Source organism: Salinivibrio sp. ML290 (genome assembly GCF_001995695.1).
GTDB classification, from domain to species: Bacteria; Pseudomonadota; Gammaproteobacteria; order Enterobacterales; family Vibrionaceae; genus Salinivibrio; species Salinivibrio siamensis.
Map to the genome: position 1 here is coordinate 128,600 of NZ_MUEY01000005.1, position 23,527 is coordinate 152,126.

The 23,527-nt window shown below is 50.3% G+C and carries 19 protein-coding genes; 6 read left to right on the forward strand and 13 right to left on the reverse strand.

The features are described 5' to 3' along the window. Positions 1-5: 5 nt before the first annotated feature. The 5 genes from BZG23_RS06635 to xerD all read right to left on the reverse strand — a co-directional run bounded on the left by BZG23_RS06635 (position 6) and on the right by xerD (position 6,949). Positions 6-1,343: a sigma-54-dependent transcriptional regulator gene (locus BZG23_RS06635; RefSeq protein ID WP_046075082.1), complete on the reverse strand. Its 1,338-nt coding sequence runs from the start codon at positions 1,341-1,343 to the stop codon at positions 6-8. Between the two features lie 235 nt (positions 1,344-1,578). Further along, complete coding sequence (lysS, locus tag BZG23_RS06640) at positions 1,579-3,087, reverse strand: lysine--tRNA ligase (RefSeq protein WP_046075081.1); 1,509 nt, start codon at positions 3,085-3,087, stop codon at positions 1,579-1,581. Positions 3,088-3,113: 26 nt separating this feature from the next. Then, positions 3,114-4,212, reverse strand: a protein-coding gene (gene prfB / locus BZG23_RS06645) for a peptide chain release factor 2 (protein WP_101494515.1) whose coding sequence is annotated in 2 segments (ribosomal slippage) — positions 3,114-4,136 and positions 4,138-4,212 — 1,098 coding nt in all. Because the reading frame shifts where the segments join, the coding sequence is not laid out codon by codon here. 94 nt (positions 4,213-4,306) lie between these two features. Further along, positions 4,307-6,037, reverse strand: a complete 1,731-nt coding sequence (recJ, locus tag BZG23_RS06650; protein ID WP_077606486.1) for a single-stranded-DNA-specific exonuclease RecJ — start codon at positions 6,035-6,037, stop codon at positions 4,307-4,309. Between the two features lie 21 nt (positions 6,038-6,058). After that, positions 6,059-6,949 (reverse strand): site-specific tyrosine recombinase XerD, encoded by an 891-nt coding sequence (xerD, locus tag BZG23_RS06655; protein ID WP_077459008.1) that lies wholly within the window; start codon positions 6,947-6,949, stop codon positions 6,059-6,061. 149 nt (positions 6,950-7,098) lie between these two features. Between xerD and fldB the strand changes: the two genes are divergently transcribed. After that, positions 7,099-7,617, forward strand: coding sequence for a flavodoxin FldB (gene fldB / locus BZG23_RS06660; RefSeq protein WP_046075079.1), 519 nt, complete (start codon positions 7,099-7,101; stop codon positions 7,615-7,617). Between the two features lie 93 nt (positions 7,618-7,710). On the opposite strand, the gene brnQ is transcribed toward fldB, so the two are convergent. Further along, the gene (gene brnQ / locus BZG23_RS06665) at positions 7,711-9,015 is read right to left on the reverse strand and encodes a branched-chain amino acid transport system II carrier protein (RefSeq protein ID WP_077606487.1); all 1,305 of its coding nucleotides are present in this window, start codon (positions 9,013-9,015) and stop codon (positions 7,711-7,713) included. 307 nt (positions 9,016-9,322) lie between these two features. Between brnQ and BZG23_RS06670 the strand changes: the two genes are divergently transcribed. From BZG23_RS06670 to BZG23_RS06680, 3 genes are all read left to right on the forward strand, one after another. Continuing rightward, positions 9,323-10,027 (forward strand): tRNA1(Val) (adenine(37)-N6)-methyltransferase, encoded by a 705-nt coding sequence (locus BZG23_RS06670; protein ID WP_158011362.1) that lies wholly within the window; start codon positions 9,323-9,325, stop codon positions 10,025-10,027. 103 nt (positions 10,028-10,130) lie between these two features. Beyond that, on the forward strand, positions 10,131-11,354 hold the full coding sequence (gene srmB, locus BZG23_RS06675) for an ATP-dependent RNA helicase SrmB (protein WP_077606489.1): 1,224 nt from the start codon (positions 10,131-10,133) through the stop codon (positions 11,352-11,354). 237 nt (positions 11,355-11,591) lie between these two features. Further along, positions 11,592-13,139, forward strand: a complete 1,548-nt coding sequence (locus BZG23_RS06680; protein ID WP_077459005.1) for an alanine/glycine:cation symporter family protein — start codon at positions 11,592-11,594, stop codon at positions 13,137-13,139. A 74-nt stretch (positions 13,140-13,213) separates the two neighbouring features. Here BZG23_RS06680 and BZG23_RS06685 read toward each other — a convergent pair whose 3' ends face one another. Together BZG23_RS06685 and BZG23_RS06690 are read right to left on the reverse strand one after the other, a co-directional pair. Then, the gene (locus BZG23_RS06685; RefSeq protein WP_152799942.1) at positions 13,214-13,912 is read right to left on the reverse strand and encodes an oxidative stress defense protein; all 699 of its coding nucleotides are present in this window, start codon (positions 13,910-13,912) and stop codon (positions 13,214-13,216) included. Positions 13,913-14,008: 96 nt separating this feature from the next. Further along, on the reverse strand, positions 14,009-14,899 hold the full coding sequence (locus tag BZG23_RS06690) for a LysR family transcriptional regulator ArgP (RefSeq protein WP_077459003.1): 891 nt from the start codon (positions 14,897-14,899) through the stop codon (positions 14,009-14,011). A gap of 157 nt (positions 14,900-15,056) precedes the next feature. Between BZG23_RS06690 and BZG23_RS06695 the strand changes: the two genes are divergently transcribed. Then, positions 15,057-15,647, forward strand: a complete 591-nt coding sequence (locus BZG23_RS06695; RefSeq protein WP_077606503.1) for a LysE/ArgO family amino acid transporter — start codon at positions 15,057-15,059, stop codon at positions 15,645-15,647. Between the two features lie 56 nt (positions 15,648-15,703). Here BZG23_RS06695 and mscS read toward each other — a convergent pair whose 3' ends face one another. The 5 genes from mscS to BZG23_RS06720 all read right to left on the reverse strand — a co-directional run bounded on the left by mscS (position 15,704) and on the right by BZG23_RS06720 (position 22,366). Then, positions 15,704-16,561 (reverse strand): small-conductance mechanosensitive channel MscS, encoded by an 858-nt coding sequence (gene mscS, locus BZG23_RS06700; protein WP_046075073.1) that lies wholly within the window; start codon positions 16,559-16,561, stop codon positions 15,704-15,706. A 171-nt stretch (positions 16,562-16,732) separates the two neighbouring features. Next, entirely contained in the window at positions 16,733-17,809 is a 1,077-nt protein-coding gene (gene fbaA / locus BZG23_RS06705; RefSeq protein WP_046075072.1) for a class II fructose-bisphosphate aldolase, read from the reverse strand. Positions 17,810-17,962: 153 nt separating this feature from the next. Continuing rightward, a complete protein-coding gene (locus BZG23_RS06710) occupies positions 17,963-19,129 on the reverse strand; it encodes a phosphoglycerate kinase (RefSeq protein WP_046075071.1) in 1,167 nt (388 codons plus the stop codon). Positions 19,130-19,201: 72 nt separating this feature from the next. Then, a complete protein-coding gene (epd, locus tag BZG23_RS06715) occupies positions 19,202-20,206 on the reverse strand; it encodes an erythrose-4-phosphate dehydrogenase (RefSeq protein WP_077606504.1) in 1,005 nt (334 codons plus the stop codon). Between the two features lie 195 nt (positions 20,207-20,401). Continuing rightward, entirely contained in the window at positions 20,402-22,366 is a 1,965-nt protein-coding gene (locus tag BZG23_RS06720; protein ID WP_108743709.1) for a ligand-gated channel protein, read from the reverse strand. A gap of 172 nt (positions 22,367-22,538) precedes the next feature. On the opposite strand from BZG23_RS06720, the gene BZG23_RS06725 reads away from it, so the two are divergent. Next, on the forward strand, positions 22,539-23,465 hold the full coding sequence (locus BZG23_RS06725; protein ID WP_077606491.1) for a LysR family transcriptional regulator: 927 nt from the start codon (positions 22,539-22,541) through the stop codon (positions 23,463-23,465). The last annotated feature ends 62 nt before the right edge of the window (positions 23,466-23,527 follow it).

The window sequence follows — 23,527 nt, forward strand, 5'->3', positions numbered from 1 at the left end:
AAGATTTACTGACGGAAGGTACGCGGCGAGGGGATCAAGTTGTGTTTGTTCAATAGCCGATACATGGTCGCACGTGACACACCGAGCTCTTTGGCCGCGGCCGATACTTGTCCCTTATTTTCTTCAAGGACGGCGATCAGCGCGTCTCGTTCAGACTCTTCACGGATTTTACGTAAGCTTTGTTTATAATCCCCCTGACGGGGCAGATCTAAGTGCTCCGCTTCAATCACCAGATGATCGGCCAACAATACTGCCCGTTTCACCTGATTAATGAGCTCGCGCACATTACCCGGCCACGAGTAACTGCTTAACACACGCTTGGCCTCATCGGAAAAGGTCCTCGCCTGTGTGTTGTATTGACGTGCAAACTTAAGCAAAAAATATTCTGCCAAATCAGGCACATCTGGCTGACGGTCTTTTAATGAAGGCATATTAATGCGCAGTACGTTTAACCGGTAATACAGATCCTCACGAAAAAGCCCCTCAGCCACGCGTTTTTCCAAATCCATGTGGGTCGAGGCAATCACCCGCACATCCAAGTCATGCTCATATTTATCATGACTGATATCCAAGGTGCCCTCTTGCAATAAGTGCAATAAGTGCCCTTGTAGATGCAGCGGCAGATCACCAATCTCATCAAAAAAGAGGGTACCTTTATGGCATTGACGAATTTTGCCATGCGAGTGCTCGTCTCCCAATAACGCCTGCTGCATTTGTTCATCCGCAAGCGCTGAGCATTTAATCGACTCAAATCGCGCCTTCGCACGGGTTGATGCATGATGAACCGCTTGCGCCACCAACTCCTTACCTGTGCCGCTCTCACCGGCTATCAATACAGACACGTCGGTTGGCGCAACACGCCTGACCTGGTCACGCAACTTTTTCATCGCGGGGCTGGCGCCTTCCAAACCCATATCGCTATGATCGCCAAGTTGCGGCCATACTTGTCGCTCAAGGCGCAACATACCCAATTGGTGACCAATGGTACTCATCAATTGCGAGTTAGGGACAGGCGAGGTGAAGTAATCAATACAAAAGCTGACAATAAACTGGCAGATCGCTTCGTTATTAAGTTGGTTTTCTCTTACTAAGGCTAACCAGCGCACCTGTTTGTTGCGATTAACCAGTGACGCCACCCCATTGAGGCTGAAGTCATCATGACTTAAATCGACAATACCTATACAGGGGCCGATATCTTGTAGCAATGACTGTGCAGCTCGCAAATCATAACAGCGATGACAATGCCAACCGGCTTGCTCAAGGGTCGCTAACCAAGGCTCATATGTCCCGCCAACAACGACGAGTGAGCTCAAGGTTTTGTCATTCCCCGAATCGAATCCCATAACACCTGCCTTACATCCAGTCTGTCTTTTTTGCCAGCGAATCAAGCCCCTATTATAAAGAAGGGCAAGTTCTAATCTGTCTCAATAAAGAGACATATGATGGGTTGTAATACGGATAATTGTAGCCAAATATCTGAAAAAGCCAGATAAAATATCGCAGGTTTATGAAAAGACAATGACGCAAGGCGCAAAAAAAGCGGCTCAATGAGCCGCTTGTTCTGTGGTCTGTCCAGTGTTAACTGCCTTGCTGTGGGCGCATGGCTGGGAACAAAATCACATCGCGAATCGTATGCGTGTTGGTGAATAACATCACCAATCGGTCAATACCAATTCCTTGTCCCGCCGTCGGTGGCAAACCATGCTCGAGTGCGTTGATATAATCCGCATCGTAGTACATAGCCTCATCATCACCGGCATCTTTGGCATCGACCTGAGCTTTGAAACGTTCATCTTGGTCTTCTGCGTCGTTAAGCTCCGAGAAGCCATTTGCCACTTCACGCCCACCGACGAAGAATTCAAAACGGTCGGTCACAAACGGGTTATCATCATTGCGACGCGCCAGCGGTGAAATATCGGCCGGATATTCGGTGATAAAGGTTGGCTGAATCAACTGTGGTTCAGCCGTCTCACCAAAGATCTCTTCCAGCAACTGCCCAGTCGTCCAAAATGACTCAACACTGATCTTGAGTGATTTCGCTATCGAGGCAAGGTGGTCACGATCTTGTACCGTCTCATACGTCAGCGCCTGAATATCAGCATGATCAGGGTTATATTGCTTGATAGCATCGAGCATGGTCATTCGCGGATAAGGCCCCGCGAAATTAATTTCATGCTCACCATAAGGCAACACAGACTGCCCCATCACGTCCAGCGCGACGCGAGAGAGCATGTCTTCCGTAAGATCCATCAGATCATTATAATCGGCATACGCCATATAGAATTCCATCATCGTGAATTCTGGATTATGACGCGGTGAGAGCCCTTCATTACGGAAGTTACGGTTCACTTCAAACACACGCTCAAAGCCGCCGACAACCAAACGCTTTAAGTAAAGCTCTGGCGCCACACGTAAGTACATGTCGATATCAAGCGCATTATGGTGGGTGGTAAACGGACGCGCGGTCGCACCGCCTGGGATGACGTGCATCATCGGCGTTTCCACTTCCATAAAGTGTTTTTCCACCATGTAATTACGGATGGCGGTGACCACATTAGAGCGTACCTGGAAGGCGTGACGCGACTCTTCGTTGACAATCAGATCGACATAACGCTGACGATAGCGCAGCTCTTGGTCGGCCAGCCCATGAAATTTTTCCGGTAGCGGACGTAGGGCTTTCGTCAGCAGCTGGTAGCGCTCCATGTTGACATACAGATCGCCTTTTCCAGATTTATGTAGCGCACCGTGCACACCAATGATGTCACCGATATCTAAACCTTGGTACTCGGCTTTCAACGCCTTTTGCACGTCTTTTGACGCATAGGCTTGAATACGGCCCGAAACATCTTGCACCACCATAAATGGGCCACGTTTAGCCATGATGCGGCCCGCGATGGTCACTTTATGGTCAAGTGTTTCAAGTTCCGCTTTTTCTTTCTCGCCAAATTCAGCTTGCAAGTCAGCCGCTAGATGCTCACGACGGAAATCATTAGGATGGCCGTTTGCCTTGCAGTTTTCACGAATGTGAGTGAGCTTGGCGCGACGCTCGGCAATCAGCTTATTTTCATCTGGTAACTGGTCAGTCATAGAAAACCCTTTACATTAATTCGTCATTACAGGCCAGATTTGAGGCTGGCTTCAATAAATTTGTCCAAGTCGCCGTCGAGAACGGCCTGCGTGTTGCGGTTTTCAATACCGGTACGCAAGTCTTTGATGCGCGAATCATCTAATACGTAGGAGCGGATCTGACTGCCCCAACCGATATCTGATTTGGCGTCTTCGTTGGCTTGTTTTTCCGCGTTTTGCTTTTGTAGCTCAAGCTCAAACAACTTCGCACGCAGCTGTTTCATCGCTTGATCTTTGTTTTTATGCTGTGAACGGTCGTTTTGGCACTGCACCACAGTGTTGGTCGGCACGTGGGTGATCCGAACCGCTGACTCGGTGGTGTTAACGTGCTGCCCACCCGCGCCAGAGGCACGGTACACATCAATCCGCAAATCTGATGGATTAATATCGATATCAATGTTGTCATCGATTTCCGGATACACAAACGCCGAGGCAAACGAGGTATGGCGACGGCCCCCCGAGTCGAAAGGCGATTTACGCACAAGACGATGAACGCCCGTTTCAGTACGTAACCAGCCGTAGGCGTATTCACCGGTGATGCGTACTGTGGCAGACTTTAATCCAGCCACATCCCCTTCAGAGACTTCAATCACATCGGCTTTAAAGCCTTTCGCATCCGCCCAGCGCAAGTACATGCGGAGCATCATGTTGGTCCAATCTTGCGCTTCGGTACCGCCTGACCCAGCTTGCAGGTCAATATAGCAATCAGACGCATCGTGCTCACCAGAAAACATGCGGCGGAATTCTAGCTTGGTTAGCTTGGCTTCAAGCTCCACCAGCTCAGGTTCCACTTCGTCGAAGGTTTCTTGATCGTCTTCTTCGACCGCAAGCATCAACAATTCGTTGACGTCTTCGCCGCCTTGAGTCAGTTGATCAATGGTTTCCACCACCGCTTCTAGTGAGGCGCGCTCTTTCCCTAGCGCTTGCGCACGTTGCGGCTCATTCCACACGTCCGGTTGTTCTAACTCGGCATTAACTTCTTCTAGACGCTCTTTCTTGGCATCATAGTCAAAGATACCCCCGAAGGACATCGGTACGTTCGGCGATATCGGCGAGGCGATTTTTGATTGGATTAATCTCAAACATGGTCAAGCATCTTCATTGTTAGCGGAAATTTAACCGCCGAATTTTAGCGAATTGTCGCGCCAATAAACAGGGCGTGATGGAAAAAGCCGCACATTTAAGCGGCTTCAAGGTGAGAGATGATCAACTGAGCGCTACGGTTTCCGCGAAACTCATTTATATCGAGGCGGTAAACGAGCCGTATCGTCTTGGTGCTGGGATCGGGCCAGCGACGCAAATCAACATTAAAGGCAATGGCGTCAATCATGGTGCCACCGCCCTCGGGCTCGACCATCAATTTTAAGTGTTTTCCGCCCACCAGTTTTTGCTGCAGCACCTTAAAAATGCCATCGAACTGCGGCTCAGGGAAGCCTTGCCCCCAAGGACCGCCTGCTTGAATGATTTCTGCTGTCTCTAACCCCAGTTCGTGACTTTGTAAGGGACCATCACTTAACAAGACACCTTTTAAGTCGTCCTCACTGATCTGCTCACGTACTTGGCTATCAAACTGCTTGGCGAACGTATCAAACTGTGCTTCGTCGATGGTCAATCCGGCCGCCATGGCATGGCCGCCAAACTTTTTAATTAATCCAGGGTTTAAGGTATCAATCCGATCCAATGTATCGCGCATATGCAAACCTGGAATCGAACGCGCTGAGCCTTTTATCAGTCCATCACCACCATCGGCAAACGCAATCACAGGGCGGTGAAATTGATCTTTTAAGCGCGAGGCGAGGATCCCTATCACTCCCTGGTGCCAATCTCGCTGAAAAAGTGCCAGCCCCACCGGCAACTCACGCTCAGACTGCTCGGCAATCAAGCGCTCACACCAAGCCACGGCTTCTTGCTTCATTCCTTGCTCAATGTCTTTGCGGGTTTGATTGAGCGCATCCAACTCAGACGCCATGCGTCTGGCAGCATGAATGTTGTCGCATAGCAACAACTCAACCCCAAATGCCATGTCATCCAAACGCCCCGCGGCATTGATCCTCGGCCCCAATGCAAACCCGAAATCACTAGCGACAAGCGTGGCCATGTTGCGATTGGCAACCTCGATCAACGCTTGGATCCCTGGACGGCAACGTCCGGCGCGGATCCGCTGTAAGCCCTGGTGAACCAGGATACGGTTGTTACTGTCCAAGGCCACCACATCGGCGACCGTGCCCAGCGCCACCAAATCCAGCAAGTCGGCTAAGTTAGGGACGGTCAGTCCCTGCTGCTCAAACCACCCTTGGTCACGTAAATGCGCGCGCAGCGCCAGCATCAAATAAAAAGCAACCCCGACACCGGCAAGTGCCTTCGACGGAAAACCACAGTCATCAAGGTTAGGATTCACCATGGCATCGGCATTGGGCAATGTTTCTCCTGGGAGGTGGTGGTCAGTCACCACCACTTGCATGCCTAACGCTTTGGCGCGCGCCACGCCCGTCAGCGATGACACTCCGTTGTCCACGGTCATGATAAGCTCTGCTCCCCGCTCAGCGGCTTGATCGACCACCTCTGGGCTTAAGCCGTACCCATCGTCAAAGCGGTTTGGCACCAGGTAATCGACGCGGGTGGCGCCCATCATGCGTAAGGCTTTGACGGAGAGTGCTGACGATGTCGCGCCATCGGCGTCGAAGTCACCCACAATCAAGATGGATTGATGAGCCTTTAGCGCCTCAGCCAGCAAGCTCACCGCGGTGTCGATCCCCGTTAACGCTTGATATTGATGCAATCCTGCCACACTTCGATTGAGCTCGCTGTCTGCTTGTAAGCCGCGGTTGGCGTATAAACGCTGCAGTAACGGCGGAATCGCATCGCTGAATGCCGGCGTAACCGACGGCGTACGTCTTTTTATTTCTATCATGAAGTTGTCACCAGTTCTCGATTAGCCGCGTGGGTGATGAGTTTGATGCAGCTGTTTTAAACGTTCAGTCGCCACATGGGTATAGATTTGGGTCGTCGATAGGTCACTGTGTCCGAGTAACATCTGCACCACGCGTAAATCGGCCCCATGATTGAGCAAGTGGGTCGCAAACGCATGACGTAAAACATGGGGCGAGAGATCCTCTGTCTCAATCCCCGCCAGTTGCGCATAGTACTTGATGCGATGCCAAAAGGTTTGCCGTGTCATTTGACGGGCGCGTTTGCTTGGGAAAAACACATCGGTACTGGTTTCACCCAGCAATACCGGGCGACTATACGCCAAATAGTGCTCCAGCCAATCCACGGCCGACTCTCCCATCGGGACCAAACGTTCTTTGTCACCTTTACCGGACACCCGCACCACACCTTGGCGCAAGCTCACATTCTCCATCGTCAGCCCGATAAGCTCTGTCACACGCAAACCCGTCGCATATAACAGCTCCAACATGGCTTTATCTCTAAGCTCAAGGGGGTCGTCGGTATTCGGTGCCATTAATAGTGCATCGATTTGCTCTTCCGTCAGATCTTTCGGCAGCCGCTTGGGCTGCTTCGGACTGATTAGGGTGGCACTGGGATCGTCGGGACGCAACTTCTGTCGATACAAGTATTGGAATAGGCGACGTAACGCCGACACCATACGGCTGCGAGTGCTAGACTGGTAGCCCTGCTCATGTAGCCAGTATTGGTAATCTTGTAAGTCTTGCTTGCTCACCGCCACCAACGCGCGGGTGTCGAGCCAATGGCACAGCTTCAATAAATCTGTGCGATACGAATTCAACGTGTTTTCGGAAAGCCCACGCTCCATCCACATTGCATCCAAAAACTGCTCGATGCGTTCAATGTTATTCGTCACCTTCAACCCACTTGGTTATTAATCGAAAAAACCCGCCCATCATCTGGGTAACGGTCAGCGGCTATTATACAAAATGTCACCGTCAGTTGCTGGATCATATTGCCGGTGAGCAGGTAAACTGCGCCCATTACACACAAACGAGTCGCGCTATGAAAATCGGTCTTTTTTATGGTTCTACCACCTGCTATACCGAAATGGCCGCGGAGAAAATCCGTGACTTTATCGGTGATGATTTGGTCGAGCTACATAATGTCAAAGAAACACCGCTAGCCAAAATGGCAGATTACGACTTGCTGCTACTTGGGATCTCAACGTGGGATTTTGGTGAGCTACAAGAAGATTGGGAAGCGGTTTGGCAAGACATTGATAGCCTCCAACTAAACGGCAAAGTCATAGCCCTGTTTGGCTTGGGCGACCAAGAAGGATACGCCGAATGGTATTTGGATGCCATGGGCATGCTCCACCAGCAACTACAAGGCTGTGGCGCACAGTTTATTGGTTACTGGTCCACCGAAGGTTATCGTTTTGATGCCTCAAAAGCGGTGACCGAGGATGGCAAGCAATTTGTCGGTCTCGCCCTTGATGAAGACTCCGAGTACGAACTCAGTGACGAGCGGATTCAAAACTGGTGCGAGCAAGTGCTACTCGAGTATCAAGCCTTACTTTGAGCCTATCCCGGCTCGCGCTGGCCAATTAATGAGACAAAAAAACCGCGCCTCTCAGCGCGGTTTTTGTTCGCTATCATGCAGCGGTCGATATCACTATGCGTCTGCTAACGCATTCGCCCGTGATCCAACAAACTTTGCCACGCCCATAGCCACCAATGTAGGTAGCAGCCAGGCCATACCGACATCGAATAGCGGTAGGAAGCTAAAGTCGCTCATGTCAGCGCCCATGACTTTTGCCGCATCGAGCAAGCTAAAGAGCAATGCCACGCCCAACACAAGGCGATAACCCACAGCCGGATTTGGCAACCAGCGACGAATAAACGTCAAACCAATCAGCGCAATCGCGACAGGATAAAGGGCAAACAGCACAGGGACAGAAATCGCAATCAGCTGCTTGAGACCCACATTGGCCACCACCGCACAGACAGTAGCCACGACGACCACCCAACGACGGTACGTCCATGATGTGAGCGAACTAAAGTAATCAGCACACGCACTCACCAACCCAATCACGGTCGTCAAACACGCTAAACCGATAATCGCCGCCAGGATCATTTGCCCAACCGGGCCAAACAGTGCATCCACGTAGGCAGCCATGATTTCGCCACCATTTTGCGTTCCCTGCGCCACCGCGCTAGCGGTTGAGCCCAAGTAGAACAGCGACACGTACACAAACGCCAGTCCAGCGGCGGCAATAATACCGGCATAAATCAGGTACATGCAGGTCGCTTTGTTGTCTTCGATACCTTTTTTACGGATCACATCGACAATCAACATGCCGAACATTAACGCCGCAAAGGTATCCATGGTGTTGTAACCTTCCAAAAAGCCAGTCGTCAGTGCGTTTTCAACATAGTTACCTTGCGCGGCCACCACTTCGCCTTGTGGATTAACAATCACCGCGATAGCCAAAATCGCGAGCGCCGCGAAAAGCAAAGGTGTCAAAAATTTACCGATGGTATCAATCAGCTTGCCTTGAGAAAGAGAGAAAAACATCGCGACGGCAAAAAAGACCACAGAGAAAGCGCCCAATTCTAGCTGCCCAGGAGCTGATAGAAAGGGTTTAAAACCAATCTCATAGGCGACAAGTCCGGCACGAGGCGCAGCAAAGGCGGGGCCAATAATGATAAAAATCAGCACGGCCATTAGTGTGGCAACACCTGTGGGTAAGTCACGCGTTAGGCCCTTCCAGCCTCCGCCTGCCACCGCAACCGCAATGATACCGATTAAAGGAAGACCGACGGCAGTGATCAAAAATCCGATCATTGCAGCCGTAAAGTGATCACCGGCCAACATGCCAGCTTGTGGGGGAAAGATTATATTTCCTGCGCCTAAGAAAAAGGCAAAGGTCATAAAACCTAACGCTAAAATATCTACTAATTTTAAACGCTTAGTCACGATGTATACCTACAGCTTAAGAGGGTGTTTGCAATCAATAATGTTTCACCCATCTGAAACGCTCAATTATAATATTTTGTTTCAGACGATGGGCAGAACGCAGAATAATGAAGAAGTTCATAGCCACAGTAAAGGCATTGACAAAAAACCTTGTGATCTTCTGCATTAGCAATAACAATCAGCTCAATAAACTAGCTATTATGTTATCCGTGGTATTTTTTAACAAACAAACTCGATAACATCATGGTTACACAAAAGCAAAAAATGCTACCCCTTGATGCCGCTAAGTTGCCAGAGTGCAGGACAAATGAGCCAATTTCGCTTTAAACAATTTGTTATCGACCACGGTGACTGTGGCATGAAAGTCAGTACGGATGGTGTACTACTGGGCGCGTGGTCTCAGCCTGGGACGGCGAGTAATAGCTTGGATATCGGAACGGGAACCGGTTTATTGGCATTGATGTTGGCACAACGTTTTCCATCCTTGTCGCTGACCGCGGTTGAGTATGATACGGCCGCGTTTCGCTGCGCCGAGCTAAATGTGAAACACTCATGCTTTGCTCGGCAAATCCAAGTACACCATGCTGATATCAACGCTTTTGAGCGCACGGAACAATGGCAACACATTGTTTGTAATCCGCCATACTTTACCAGTGGCGCCCCGTCCAGCAATCAACAGCGCGCGGTCGCTAGGCATGCAAATACCCTGAGCCATCCCGCACTTATCGCGTGCTTGCAAGGGTTACTTACCCCGACGGGCTGTGCCGATCTTATCTTGCCCAGTAAAGAGGCAGACGCGTTTATTCATTCTGCTCAGGGACAAGGCCTGTTCTTACGCCGGCAGCTATCCGTGCGCCCGACCCCGGATAAATCGCCTTCGCGCTTATTATTCACACTCTCGCCAACGACGGGCGCAGTCAGATCTGATACGCTCGTGGTGCGCGAGAGAGATGGCGCTTATACGCAGGCATTCGCGGATCTGACACGCGCGTTTTACCTCAAACTCTCGTAATCCAAACCGAGCAGCGTCTCGCTATCATTGGCCTTGGGCGCGCTGCCCATTTACACTATTTGCGTCTATAATACCGCGCTTAACTATCCTTGGAGAATTACCTGTGCGAAGCTTTGCCGAACTCGAGCTGGATCCAGAACTGCTCAGTGCACTTGACGATATGGGCTATCAGCGCCCTACGCTGATCCAATCTGAGGTTATCCCCCACGGTATGGATGGACGTGACATCCTTGCCTCCGCCCCAACGGGAACCGGCAAAACGGCGGCTTTTTTGCTGCCCATGTTGCAGCACTTACTCGACTTCCCGCGGCAAAAACCCGGGCCAGGACGCGTACTGGTTCTCACCCCCACGCGTGAATTAGCCATTCAGGTGGCTGATGAAGCGCGCGCATTAGCGAAAAATACCAGTCTTAAGATCTTCACCATCACCGGGGGCATTTCATACCAAGAGCACGCCGAGCAGTTGGGTAAAACACAGGATATTGTGGTGGCAACGCCTGGCCGTTTGATGGAGTACATTGAAGCCGAACGGTTCGATTGTCGCGCCGTTGAATGCCTGATCTTAGATGAGGCAGACCGGATGCTGGATATGGGGTTTGCGAATGCCGTCAATCGACTCTCTGATGAGTGCCAGCGCCGCCGTCAGACCATGCTCTTCTCCGCCACATTAGAAGGCCGCGGGGTAGCAGGCTTTACCGAGGATCTGCTAGATAACCCTGAGCTGGTGGATGTCACACCACCACGCCGCGAGCGTAAAAAAATCACCCAGTGGTACCATCGCTGCGATGATCTTGACCATAAACGCGCCTTATTAAAGGCGATTGTCAGCGAACAGGCTGAACGAGCGATTGTGTTTATTAAAACACGTGAGCGCTTGGCGGAGCTTCGTGATTATATGCAGTCACAACAACTGGATTGCGCCTGGATCCAAGGTGAAATGCAACAAGCGAAGCGTAACAATGCGATCAACCGGTTTAGTGAAGGAAAAGTCAGTGTACTGCTGGCCACTGATGTTGCGGCACGCGGCATTGATGTCCCAGATATCACCCATGTGATCAACTATGATCTCCCACGCACGGCTGACGTCTATTTACACCGTATTGGTCGCACGGCTCGTGCGGGCAAAAAAGGCTCTGCCATTTCACTGGTCGAAGCCCATGATCAACCAATGATGGATAGGATCATGCGCTATATGGATGAAGAGATTAAAGAGCGAACCATTGCTAGCTTGAAGCCAAAACATAAAAAAGCAGAGCATAAGAAGAAAAAAAAGAAGCAAAGCGTTAAAAACTCGAGCAAAGTCAAAAAGCCCAAAAAACGCAAATAGAACTAGACATCTATCAGCCTCACTGACTGGCTGATATATAAGGAATTACTCAAGGAGGCCCGAAAAGGCCTCCTTTTTTTCGCTATCGACGTCCATTTTGTTGAGCACAAAACGATCAGATTCACACATCGCGCAATGCAATGACACAAAATATTAACAATTGCGCTGCAAATCAGTTTAAGATGCTAATCGCGATAACAACAAAACATGATGCAAACACAGTAGAAGGAACTCACTATGCAATCGTTTGTCGATTTCTTAAATAGCATCATATGGAGCCCGGTTCTGATTTACACCTGTTTGGGTGCGGGACTGTTCTATTCCATACTGACGCGCTTTGTTCAAATCCGTCACTTCACCGAAATGTGGCGACTCCTCTTTTCAGGGAAAAGCTCAACCAAAGGGATTTCTTCTTTCCAAGCCTTAGCAGTCTCACTCTCCGGCCGTGTCGGTACGGGTAATATTGCCGGCGTCGCCGCCGCTATCGGTTTTGGTGGCCCAGGCGCGGTCTTCTGGATGTGGGTCGTTGCTTTTCTCGGTGCGGCAACCGCCTATACCGAGTCAACATTGGCACAGATTTATAAAGAAGAAGACAATGGTGAGTTCCGTGGTGGCCCAGCTTACTACATCGAAAAAGCGATGGGACAAAAATGGTATGCCATCCTCTTCGCTCTCGCGACCTTACTCGCCTGTGGTGTCATGCTACCTGGCGTGCAATCTAACGCCATTGGTAATGCCGTTGAAACCGCATTTGGCTCTGGCGCCATGGTTGATACCGCCATGTTTGGTGCGCTTGAAGTCTCGAAAGTGATTACCGGTGCCTTTATCTCTATCGTGCTCGGATTCATCATTTTCGGTGGTGTTAAACGTATTGCCCACTTTACGCAAATCGTCGTGCCTTTCATGGCACTGGCGTACATCATTATTGCGTTTGTCATCATCCTATTGAACATCAGTGAAATTCCCGCCGTGGTTTCTATGATCATCGGCGATGCCTTCACACCGATGGCAGGTGCGGGTGCAGCCATTGGTTGGGGGGTAAAACGTGGTGTTTACTCCAACGAAGCGGGTCAAGGAACAGGGCCACACGCGGCGGCGGCTGCCAACGTGGATCACCCGGCTCAGCAAGGCCTGGTTCAATCCTTCTCGGTTTACATCGATACCTTGCTAGTTTGCTCGGCAACCGCGTTTATGATCATCATCACCGGCGCTTACAACGTCCATGGTCCAGGTGAAGCCTATATCGTGCAAAACTTGGCGTCTTCGGTCGCGGCAAACAGCCCTGAGTTTACTCAGCTGGCGATTGAAGCGGCGATGCCTGGCTTAGGTAAACCCTTTATCGCCTTTGCACTCTTCTTCTTCGCCTTTACCACCATTTTGGCCTACTACTACATTGCCGAAACCAACATTGCTTACCTGCGTCGCACTATCAAGGTACCAGGTATGATGTTTGCACTGAAAGTGGTGCTGATGTCCGCCGTGTTCTACGGCTGTGTGCGGAGTGCGAACTTGGCATGGGCGTTTGGCGATGCCGGTGTGGGTTTGATGGCATGGTTAAACATTGTTGGCATCATCATCATCTTCTTTATGTCTAAGCCAGCCCTTAAGGCGCTGAAAGATTATGAAGAGCAACAGGCCAGAGGGGTAGAAACCTACACCTTTGATCCGGTTAAGCTTGGCATCAAAAATGCCGATTACTGGGAACAACGTCTGGCGCGCCGTAATGGCAAGCAAGAAAGTGAAACCACCGATGCCGATGGCAAACCTATCAATCCAACGGCATAAGATTCAAACAGCGAATCAATGGTAAAAAAGGGCGCATCAGCGCCCTTTTTTGATCGTGTTGGCCAACGACGCTCCTAGTCATCAAGGCGGAAAATAATATCGACTTGATCACGCACCTGCATGGTTGCATCTTGGTAGCTCGCCGCGACATCCGCGCTGCCGCTGCGCAGTTCGGCATTCATCATCACAGGACGTGGGTTGCTGGATCGATAGCGAATTTGCCAGACGCCATCAACACGCATATCCAGGCTTTTCGCGAGCGCCTCGGCTTTCTCTTTGGCGTCTTGTACCGCCGCCTCACGGGCCTTGTCTTTCAAGGTGGCCTGCTCACTGCTGGTGAGCTGTACATGGCGAATACGGTTGATCCCCTCGCCTAAGGCACCATCTAGCACCGCATTCAATTTATCGAGCTGATTGAGTGTCACAGTAACGTGGCGTTCCGCACGGTAGCCAATCAGCTCAGGCGCTTTGTCTTTGGCGTGTTGATAACGCGGTGACAGCTGAATATGCGCACTCTCGATTTGTTCGCGCTTTACCCCTTGTGCCGACAGCCGATTGATAAACGCCGTGACCGCTTTGTCGGATGCGGCTTTCGCAGCTTTCGCCGTTTTACGCTCAGTGACCACGCCCACTTCAATGCTCGCCATGTCTGGCGCAGCGGTCACTTCCCCGACACCGGTAATGTCCAAGTGAGGAAAATCAATATTGGCCATCGCGGCGGGTGCCATCACTAAGGCCCCCGTCAGCCATACCATTGCTTTCAATTTTTGCATAATCTCTCCTTTGAGAAGGCAAGCGATAGATAGTAAGTAACGCTAGGTCAGACGCGAAAAAACACCAAAAGCTCCCCTATCAACGTCAATTTTGTGTCAATATTGAACCAGTGCTTGTTTCGCCGCTTGCTGACAAGCATGGGTAATCGCCGCTAACACACCACTTTCCATCGCCCAAAAATGCCAGTACAAATGCCGTGACTCCACTTTCCCCGGCATCACATCCACCAAGCGCCCGTCCGCTAACTGCGCTGACACCATAATCCGTGGGATCAAACAATACGCCATACTTTGCGATGCCATGGCCACAAATGCCTCCGAAGAGCGGACAATATGTCGGCGCCACCCCGCTGCGGGCATGGCATAATGAGCCGCTAGAAAATCCGCATGCATATCGTCATGTGCATCAAAAATCACTGCCGGCGCCGCCATTAACGCCTCTCTATCAATCCCATCAGAAAAGTATCGCTGAGCAAACGCTGGGGTAGCCACACAACTGTAGTCCATGGTACCCAAGTAACGACAATCACAGCCATGCATCGGCGTGGAGTCAGTGCTGATCGCCGCAATCGCTTCACCGCTGCGCATTTTATTGAGCGTACGGCTTTCATCTTCAACCAATAAATTAAAGTCAATCGCTTGATGGGCGGTCAGTGGCGCGAGGGCCGAAAGTAGCCAAGTCGCTAAACTATCCGCGTTGGTGGCAATGGAGACCGACAGGACTGACCCATCAATACCCGGTGCCAGCTCAGGCAAGGTTTCTTGCTCCAACAGTTGCACGCGTCGATAAAGACCCAGTAGACGCTGACCGATCGGCGTTGGCCGCGGAGGTTGCTCACGCACCATTACAGGCTGGGCGATTTGCCGCTCTAACTGCTTTATACGTTGAGAGACCGCAGATTGAGTAATGAACAGGGCCGCCGCCGCGCGTTCAAAACTTCCCCAAGAGATCACCGCATCTAACGCTTCTACTCCTCGATAATCCATCCTTGCGCCTCATTAGTTAAATTAATTAACTATAAATATAATTAAGTTCCTTTAATAGGCAATCCTGCTTAAAGTGAGGGTTATACCAGTAAAAAGAAGGAAGAACAGGGTGAGCAGCTTTCTCGTCGCACTTCAGGGCTTAGGATTAAGCCTAACCATGATTATTCCCATTGGCGCTCAGAATGCCTATGTGATTAACCAAGGTATCAGCCGTGAACACCATATGACCACAGCATCGATCTGCTTTATTTGCGATATTATTTTGATTTCAAGTGGTATTTTTGGCGGAGGGGCATTGTTAGCAAGCTACCCACTTCTGCTCAACACCATTACGCTCGCGGGGATCGCTTTTCTGAGTGTGTATGCATGGCAGTTTATCCAAAGCGCACGTCAGCACAGCCCAGACGTGTCAATGGCGACACCCACCATGAGTCGAGGCCGCCGCGCGGTGATCATTGGTGCCTTGGCGGTGACCTTACTCAATCCGCATGTGTATCTCGATACCGTGGTAGTGTTAGGGGCAATTGGTGGCCAATTTGCGTTCGATGAACGCGTTGCCTTTACTGTCGGCGCCCTAATGGGATCGTGCCTTTGGTTTTACGGTTTATCAGCAGGGGCCGCGCGCTTGTCGCCGTGGCTCTCCACGCCCTCTATCCGGCGACTGCTCGACCTACTCATGGCGAGTATGATGTTATTCGTGGCCGGTAAGCTCGCACTTGGCCTGTACGCACGTTTACTGGCGGGTTAAAAAAGAGGGATGCGGCCACGCTGCCGCATCCATAATGACGGTCGCCCGCCGTGAGGTTACGCTTGGCTCTCGCCGCGCTCGAAGTGAACACTCATTTGCGGGAACGGAATTTCAATACCATTTTCGTCCAGTGCTTCTTTGATGGTTGGCAACAGCTCAAAGTAAACACTCCAGTAATCTTCTGTTTTCACCCAAGGGCGCACCACAAAATTGACCGATGAGTCGGCTAACGTCATCACCGCCACATTGGGCTCAGGGTCTTTCAGGATCAAGGGGTGTTGAGTGACGATGTTGGTTAACACCGCTTTGGTTTTCTTCAAATCCGCGCTGTACGCTACGCCAATCGTCAAGTCAATGCGACGTGTCGCGTGCTTGGAATAGTTAGTGATTGGACTGCTGATCACCGAGCCATTTGGAACCACCACCATTTTGTTGTCAGGGGTCGTGAGCACCGTAGAGAACACTTGAATGGACTCAACAGAGCCAGCGACTCCGGCCAATTCGACGTAATCGCCCGATTTGAACGGACGGAACATCACAATCAACACCCCGGCAGCAAAGTTGGCCAACGAGCCTTGTAAAGCAAGCCCCACGGCTAAACCTGCGGCACCTAAGATGGCAATCACAGACGCCGTTTGCACACCCACGCGGCTTAATGCTGCAATTAAAACAATGACGAACAGTAAGTAACGCACCAAACCATGGATAAACTCCACCACCGCGTTATCCATGTTGCGCTTACGCATCACACCCGCCATGGAGTTAGCTAAACCTTTAACCACAAGGTTACCAATCACCAAGATCAGTAGCGCGGAAATAATGTTCACCCCGTACTGCGTCAACAGATCTTGATTATCCATCAGCCAAGTCTGGGCCCATTTAGCGCCCTCTACCACTGTGTTTTCCTCACTCATTCACTTTCCCTCTTCAAGTTGGGATAAACGGTAACCCTATGTTAACAGCCTTTTACTGGTCGCTGTCTATCTCAATCACGCAAAACCTCTACCCAATGAGACGAGTCGGTATCACGCAGATATAAAAAAACCCGCCAAATGGCGGGCTTTAATTCAACACTGTTGAGACGTTTACAGTACGTCAATCGCGTTGAGGTCTTTGAAAGCTTGCTCCAAGCGCGCAACCATCGACTCTTGACCTTTACGTAGCCAAACGCGTGGGTCATAGAATTTTTTGTTAGGCTGATCATCACCTTTCGGGTTACCGATTTGGCTTTGCAGGTAGCCTTCGTTGTCTTGGTAATACTGACGAATTCCATCCCATGTCGCCCACTGGGTATCGGTATCGATGTTCATTTTAATCACACCGTAACCAATGGATTCTTGAATTTGCTCTTCTGAAGAACCCGAACCACCATGGAAGACGAAGTTCAGACCATTGGTCGGCAGACCAAATTTCTCTGAACAGTAAGCCTGTGATTCACGAAGAATTTCTGGCTTAAGTACCACGTTACCTGGCTTATAAACACCGTGAACGTTACCGAATGAAGCGGCAATGGTAAAACGAGGGCTTACAGCAGACAGTTTTTCGTACGCGTAAGCCACTTCTTCTGGTTTGGTGTAAAGGTCAGCCGTATCAACATCGCTGTTATCAACGCCGTCTTCTTCACCACCAGTGATACCCAGTTCGATTTCTAGCGTCATGCCCATTTTGTCCATGCGCGCTAGGTATTCGGCACAGATTTCCATGTTCTCTTCTAGAGACTCTTCAGAAAGATCAATCATGTGAGAAGAGAAAAGCGGTTTACCGTGCTCTTTGAAGAAGGCTTCGCCAGCGTCAAGTAGACCATCAATCCAAGGCAGTAGTTTTTTCGCAGCGTGGTCAGTGTGCATGATCACCGGCACACCGTAGACTTCAGCCATGGCGTGAACGTACTTCGCACCGGCAACAGCGCCTTTAATTTGCGCTTCTTGGCCTTCTAGTTTCAGACCTTTGCCCGGGAAGAAACCCGCACCACCGTTAGAGAACTGAATAACCACTGGCGCTTTTACTTTCGCCGCGGCTTCCATCACTGCGTTGATTGAGTCAGTGTTAACCACGTTGACTGCAGGCAATGCAAACTTGTTCTCTTTGGCAACTTCAAATACTTTCTGAACGTCATCGCCAAAGATAACGCCAGGTTTTACAAAATCAAAAACTTTAGACATGGCTCTTGTCCTATTAACTCGGGTTGTCTTTGCTGAACTGAGTAAAGATGCCTGAAGCACCCTTATCAATCTGGTGCAATCGTTTACGACTCGGCCTATTGTAGTCAAACGAAAGCAAAAACGGGAGATGTCCCTCCCGTTTTATTATCTGGTTTATGCGTCTTTGGCGCGTGCTTCCAGCATTTCTACCGCTGGAAGAGGCTTGCCTTCAACAAACTCTAGGAACGCGCCGCCACCGGTTGAGATGTAAGACACGTCAGCTTGGATGCCAAACTTGTCAATCGCCGCGAGGGTATCGCCGCCACCTGCAACAGAGAAGCCTTCAGACTCCGCGATCGCTTTTGAAATGCCTGCTGTGCCCGCTTCAAAGTTCTTAAACTCAAAGACGCCAACAGGGCCATTCCACAGAATGGTTTTGGCATTTTTCAAAATGTCTGCCAATGCCTGGGTTGATTCAGGACCAAGGTCGAAAATCATGTCGTCGTCTTGCACATCTTCAACGCGCTTGATCTCTGCTTCCGCGTTTTCATCAAACGCTTTCGCACACGCAACGTCGGTCGCGACAGGAATATGGCACTCTTCCATTAAAGATTTCGCCGTATCCACTAAGTCCGCCTCATACAGCGACTTACCGACATTGTGGCCGTCAGCTGCGATAAAGGTGTTCGCAATACCACCGCCCACAACCAGCTGGTCAGCAACGGTTGACAGTGACTTCAGCACCGTCAGTTTGGTAGACACTTTTGACCCACCCACAATGGCAACCATTGGGCGAGCAGGGTTGTCCATCGCTTTGCCTAACGCATCCAGCTCGTTGGCCAGCAGTGGACCGGCGCAAGCTACAGGCGCATGCGTGCCCACACCATGGGTTGACGCTTGCGCACGGTGCGCGGTGCCGAATGCATCCATCACGAAGATATCACACAGCGCTGCATACTTTTTAGACAGCGCTTCGTCGTTCTTCTTCTCGCCTTTATTAAAGCGCACGTTCTCAAGCACCACCAGCTCACCGGCATTAAGCTCAAGACCGTCTAGATAGTCTTTAGCGAGGCTGACCTTACAATCCAGCGCATCATCAAGGTAGTTCACTACCGGCTGCAGTGAATACTGATCTTCAGGCTGACCTTCTTCAGGACGACCTAGGTGAGAGGTCACCATGACTTTTGCACCGGCTTCTAAGCAGTGCTTAATCGTAGGCAGTGATGCCAAAATACGTGCGTCAGAGGTCACTTTACCGTCTTTTACAGGCACGTTCAGATCAGCACGGATAAACACACGCTTTCCGGCAAGATCTAAGTCGGTCATCTTAATTACAGACATATGGTCCTCGCTATAAGGTTGCAAATTGAAACTGATTTAATCAGGGCAACACCCCACCCACGCTTGCGTCTATTACGCCATGGCAAGTGTGGTATCTAACATTCGGTTGGCAAAACCCCACTCGTTATCGCACCAAACCAGCGTTTTAATCAGCTGGTGATCACTGACCCGTGTTTGCGAACCATCGACAATGGCGCTGTGTGAGTCGTGGTTAAAGTCAATCGATACCAAGGGTGCTTCGGTATAATCCAGTATACCGTCTAATGTACATCGAGATGCAGTCTGCAGAGCTTGATTTACGTCATTAACTTTCACTTTAGTACGTACAGTGACACTTAAATCCATCGCTGTCACGTTTATCGTCGGCACGCGGACAGAGATCGCTTCAAATTTGTCAGAAAATTTCGGAAAAATCCTACCAATTCCAACATGCAGTTTGGTATCTACAGGAATAATAGACTGGCTGGCAGTACGTGTGCGACGAAGATCGGGGTGATAAGCATCGATGACTTGTTGATCATTCATCGAAGAGTGAATGGTCGTAATCGTCCCCGACTCAATACCAAAATGCTCATCCAAGGCTTTAATCACCGGGACGATACAATTGGTAGTGCAAGAACCATTTGAAACAATACGATCCTCTGCGGTCAACGCGTCATGATTAACCCCGTAAATAACGGTTCTGTCAACGTCTTGGCTGGCGGGGTGAGAGAAAAGGACTTTTTTAGCGCCCGCTGCAATATGGGCTTCCCCATCCTGACGCGTACCAAACTTGCCCGTGCAATCGAGCACAATATCTACATCCAGATCGCGCCAAGGTAGAAGCTGCAGCTCCGGCAAATGAAGCAAGCGAATGCTGTCGGTGGCGACAAAAAGGTGCTCTTGGTTATAGGATACTGGCCAGCCGAATCGACCATGGCTCGAGTCATACTGGAGCAGATGCGCCATCGCCTCGGGCTCTGCGAGCTCATTAATTGCGACCACTTGAATGCGATCGTGCTTGCCACTTTCATACAAGGCTCGCAATACACTGCGCCCTATACGACCAAATCCATTAATTGCGACTCTTAATGCCATGTCCATCGGTGCTCGTTTAACGATGATGCACAGTGTATCTCAAGCACGTAAAAGACGCACGTGTTGTGTGACTCTTCTCACGCTACCTAGGAATAAAATGCAGCAAAAAACGCCCGTCCGGTAGAGTCCGAGACGGGCGTGGCAGTGTTAGGATTGCGCCATTCTATAACGTAAAAGCACACCTTTTATCATGCGTTAGAAGCTGATATTCAGTCCTAACCAGTAGCGGCGTTCATCACTGATATAACCGTAGTCTTCATACTCACGCGTTTTATCCAATAGGTTATAGACCGCGCCTTGAAGCTCGATGGCATCGCTGAGCTGGTAGTTCATCCCGGCATCCACCAAGGTGTAACTTGGCTCTATATTGCTGCGAGAGGACGGGCCTGTCACAGGATCCATTTCTTCGCCACGGTAGGTCACGCTCACCCAAGGACGCAACCTATCAGCAGCTTGCCAATTAACTTCGCCATACGCGAGCTGCTGGGGTATTTGCGTTAAAGGCTGCCCCTTATACTCACCAGTTTTTTGCTCTGAATCGGTATAGGTATAGCTGGCACTCACGTCGACCGTCTCCGTGAGGGGCACAAATATGCTCGCTTCAACCCCTTGAGTGACCGCTTCGTCCACATTAATCCGATAGGTTGGATCTGAGCCAAACTGGTTGGGGCCATCCGTACACACCGAGGTTGGACAGGTCACTCGGGTGATCTTATCTTCAAAGTCATTATGGAATGCAGTTAACGAACCACTGACTCCCATATCGCCTTGGTAGTTGATACTGACTTCTGAGTTAACAGAGGTTTCGGGCTCCAGGTCGGGGTTGCCGTAGATATTTCCCCCACGACTCACTTGCGCCCAGTTCGGGGCAATTTCTCGCAGTTGCGGTGAACGGAACCCGGTCGCCACGCCGCCTTTAACCACCCAGTTGCTATTAAGTTGATACACGCCGTACACACGCGGGCTGGCATGGTAGTCGTAGTTTTCATCATGATCGACACGCAAGCCGAGGGTCAGGCTAAATGGCTCAATCACACGCCACTCATCTTCGACAAACAAAGCCGCTTGTGTATTGTCAATCTCAGTTTGGCTCGACGCTTTATTAGAGGTAAAGTCCTCCAACTTCGCTTTGTTGACTGACCCACCAACCGTCAAAGTATGTGTTTCAAAATCACGAATCAGACGGGTTTTAAACTCGGTGTTCTGAATCGTCATTTCACGACTTTTATTGCGGCTTTGCTCATACTGTAAGTGTGAATCTGACCAGCCCCATATCCAATGCCCTTCATGCCCAAGGGCGATTGATTGCCGTCGATAGTCATTGTTGCTGTTTTCACATTTGTTGTTTCGACACTGACTATCATCCGTGGGAACGGTTTTGCCGATGTGACCATTTCGCTCTTGCGAACTCGCGCCTAAGTCCAAGGTCCACTGTTGATAATCGCTAGCATCATAGGTCAACGAGGTAGAAAGACTACGTAAAGATTTGTCCTCGTAACCAGAGAGAATATCGTCTTCTTGCCGTTGAACGTGTTGGCCCGATACCGTCATCCCAAGCTTATCGCTCAAGGCGCCAGAAAGGTAAAAATTGGCGCTTTGTTCGTCGCCTGATTCGCGCTTTTCTTGGAGTAAGGTGCTTAATTGCACATTGCCATGCCATTCATGTTGTTCACGACGGGTAATAATATTAATCACCCCACCGATGGCGTCAGAGCCATACAAGGTCGACATCGGCCCCCGAATCACCTCGATACGTTCAATCGCTTGAAGGGGAGGTAACCAACCTTGTTCAATGCCCGGGCCATCGCTATTCGGACGAGTCTCCCGGCTCGTCATACGCTTTCCGTCCACCAGCATTAGGGTATACTTGGAGCCCATTCCACGAATACTGATATCCTGAGTGTCACCGCCCCCTGTGACCACGACACCTGGAATACGTTTTAAGGCGTCTGTGACGTCGCGATAATAACGATCTTCAAGTTGGTCACGGCTAATCACACTGATACTCGCTGGCGCCTTTGCCGTGGCTTGTTCGAACCCTGAGGCAGTGATCACCATGGTTTCGGTATTTTGATCGCCTGCTTCTGCTGCATGAATGGCACTCACAGGTATACCGGCTAATACCACCCCGAGAACAACGGGACGAAGACAACTGGACATAATCAACTCCATTTTGTGATAATAATTATCATTTGTTTATTGAGAATTATTCACAAAGATGCACAGACGCCTAGCCCCATAAAGGGAACATCTCGTTCCATTTATAGAACGAGATGATTTCTCTCCTTCTGGACAGCCGACGTGACGTCTTAGTGGCGTTAAAAGGACAGTTATGCAGGATTTTTCTTCGATCCGTTCGTTTGCCGCTTTGTGTCATCATCAAAGCCTCACCGCTGCCGCCAAGGCATTGGGCCAACCCAAGTCAACGGTGAGTCGCCGCTTAGCTCAACTTGAAGCCGACCTAGGACAACCTTTAACGCAAAGGCAAGGCAATAGACTGGTCTTAACAAAAGCGGGGACGATATTTGCGCGATACTGCCATCAAATTCTTGATTTAGCAGAAAGAAGTGAAGAGGCAATACAGGATTTAAATAACCACCTTCAAGGGCCGATAGAAGTGATTTGCCATCCCGGCATGATGCGCGGCTGGGCGGGCCCATTGATCAGTACTTTTCTCGCTGAGCACCCCAAAGTATCCATCACATTGACAAGCGAAGTCAGCGCACAACGTATTCAGTCGGCCGATCTTATCATCTGGGCAGGAGACATCATGCTGCCGGTCAATTGTCGCTCATATCAACTCGGCCATTGGCAATATGGTATTTACGCTGCACCAAACTATGTCAGCCAATATGGTCCATTTACGCATCCTAGCATGCTGGATAAACACCCTTGGCTAGACGTATTTGCCCTTCGCCGACAAGGGTTGACACTCTATGACCACGACAAGACCTATCACTTAAGCGCCATGCCTAGCCGCTTTAATTGCGACATGATAGCGATTCAGTTAGATGCCATCGCAGATGGACAGGGCGTTGGATTGCTACCGATTTGGAGCGCCACTGGCTATCAACACCATCATCCTGATAGAATCACGCGGTGCTTGCCCCAGTGGGCCTCAGCGCCTGTTCCGTTGCGTCTTTACTGCAGCGCTGGCCGCCTTCCTCTGCGTGTCGAATCACTGGTGCACTGGCTGCAAGAGGCGGTTCCCTCATCATGGAGGTCAGTGAAGCCACAGCCAGTATCCCACGAGGTGTAAGCGCACCTCAGCCAATTTTGCTATACCTTAAGACACCCATATGCATCAACCGACTTGCGTTT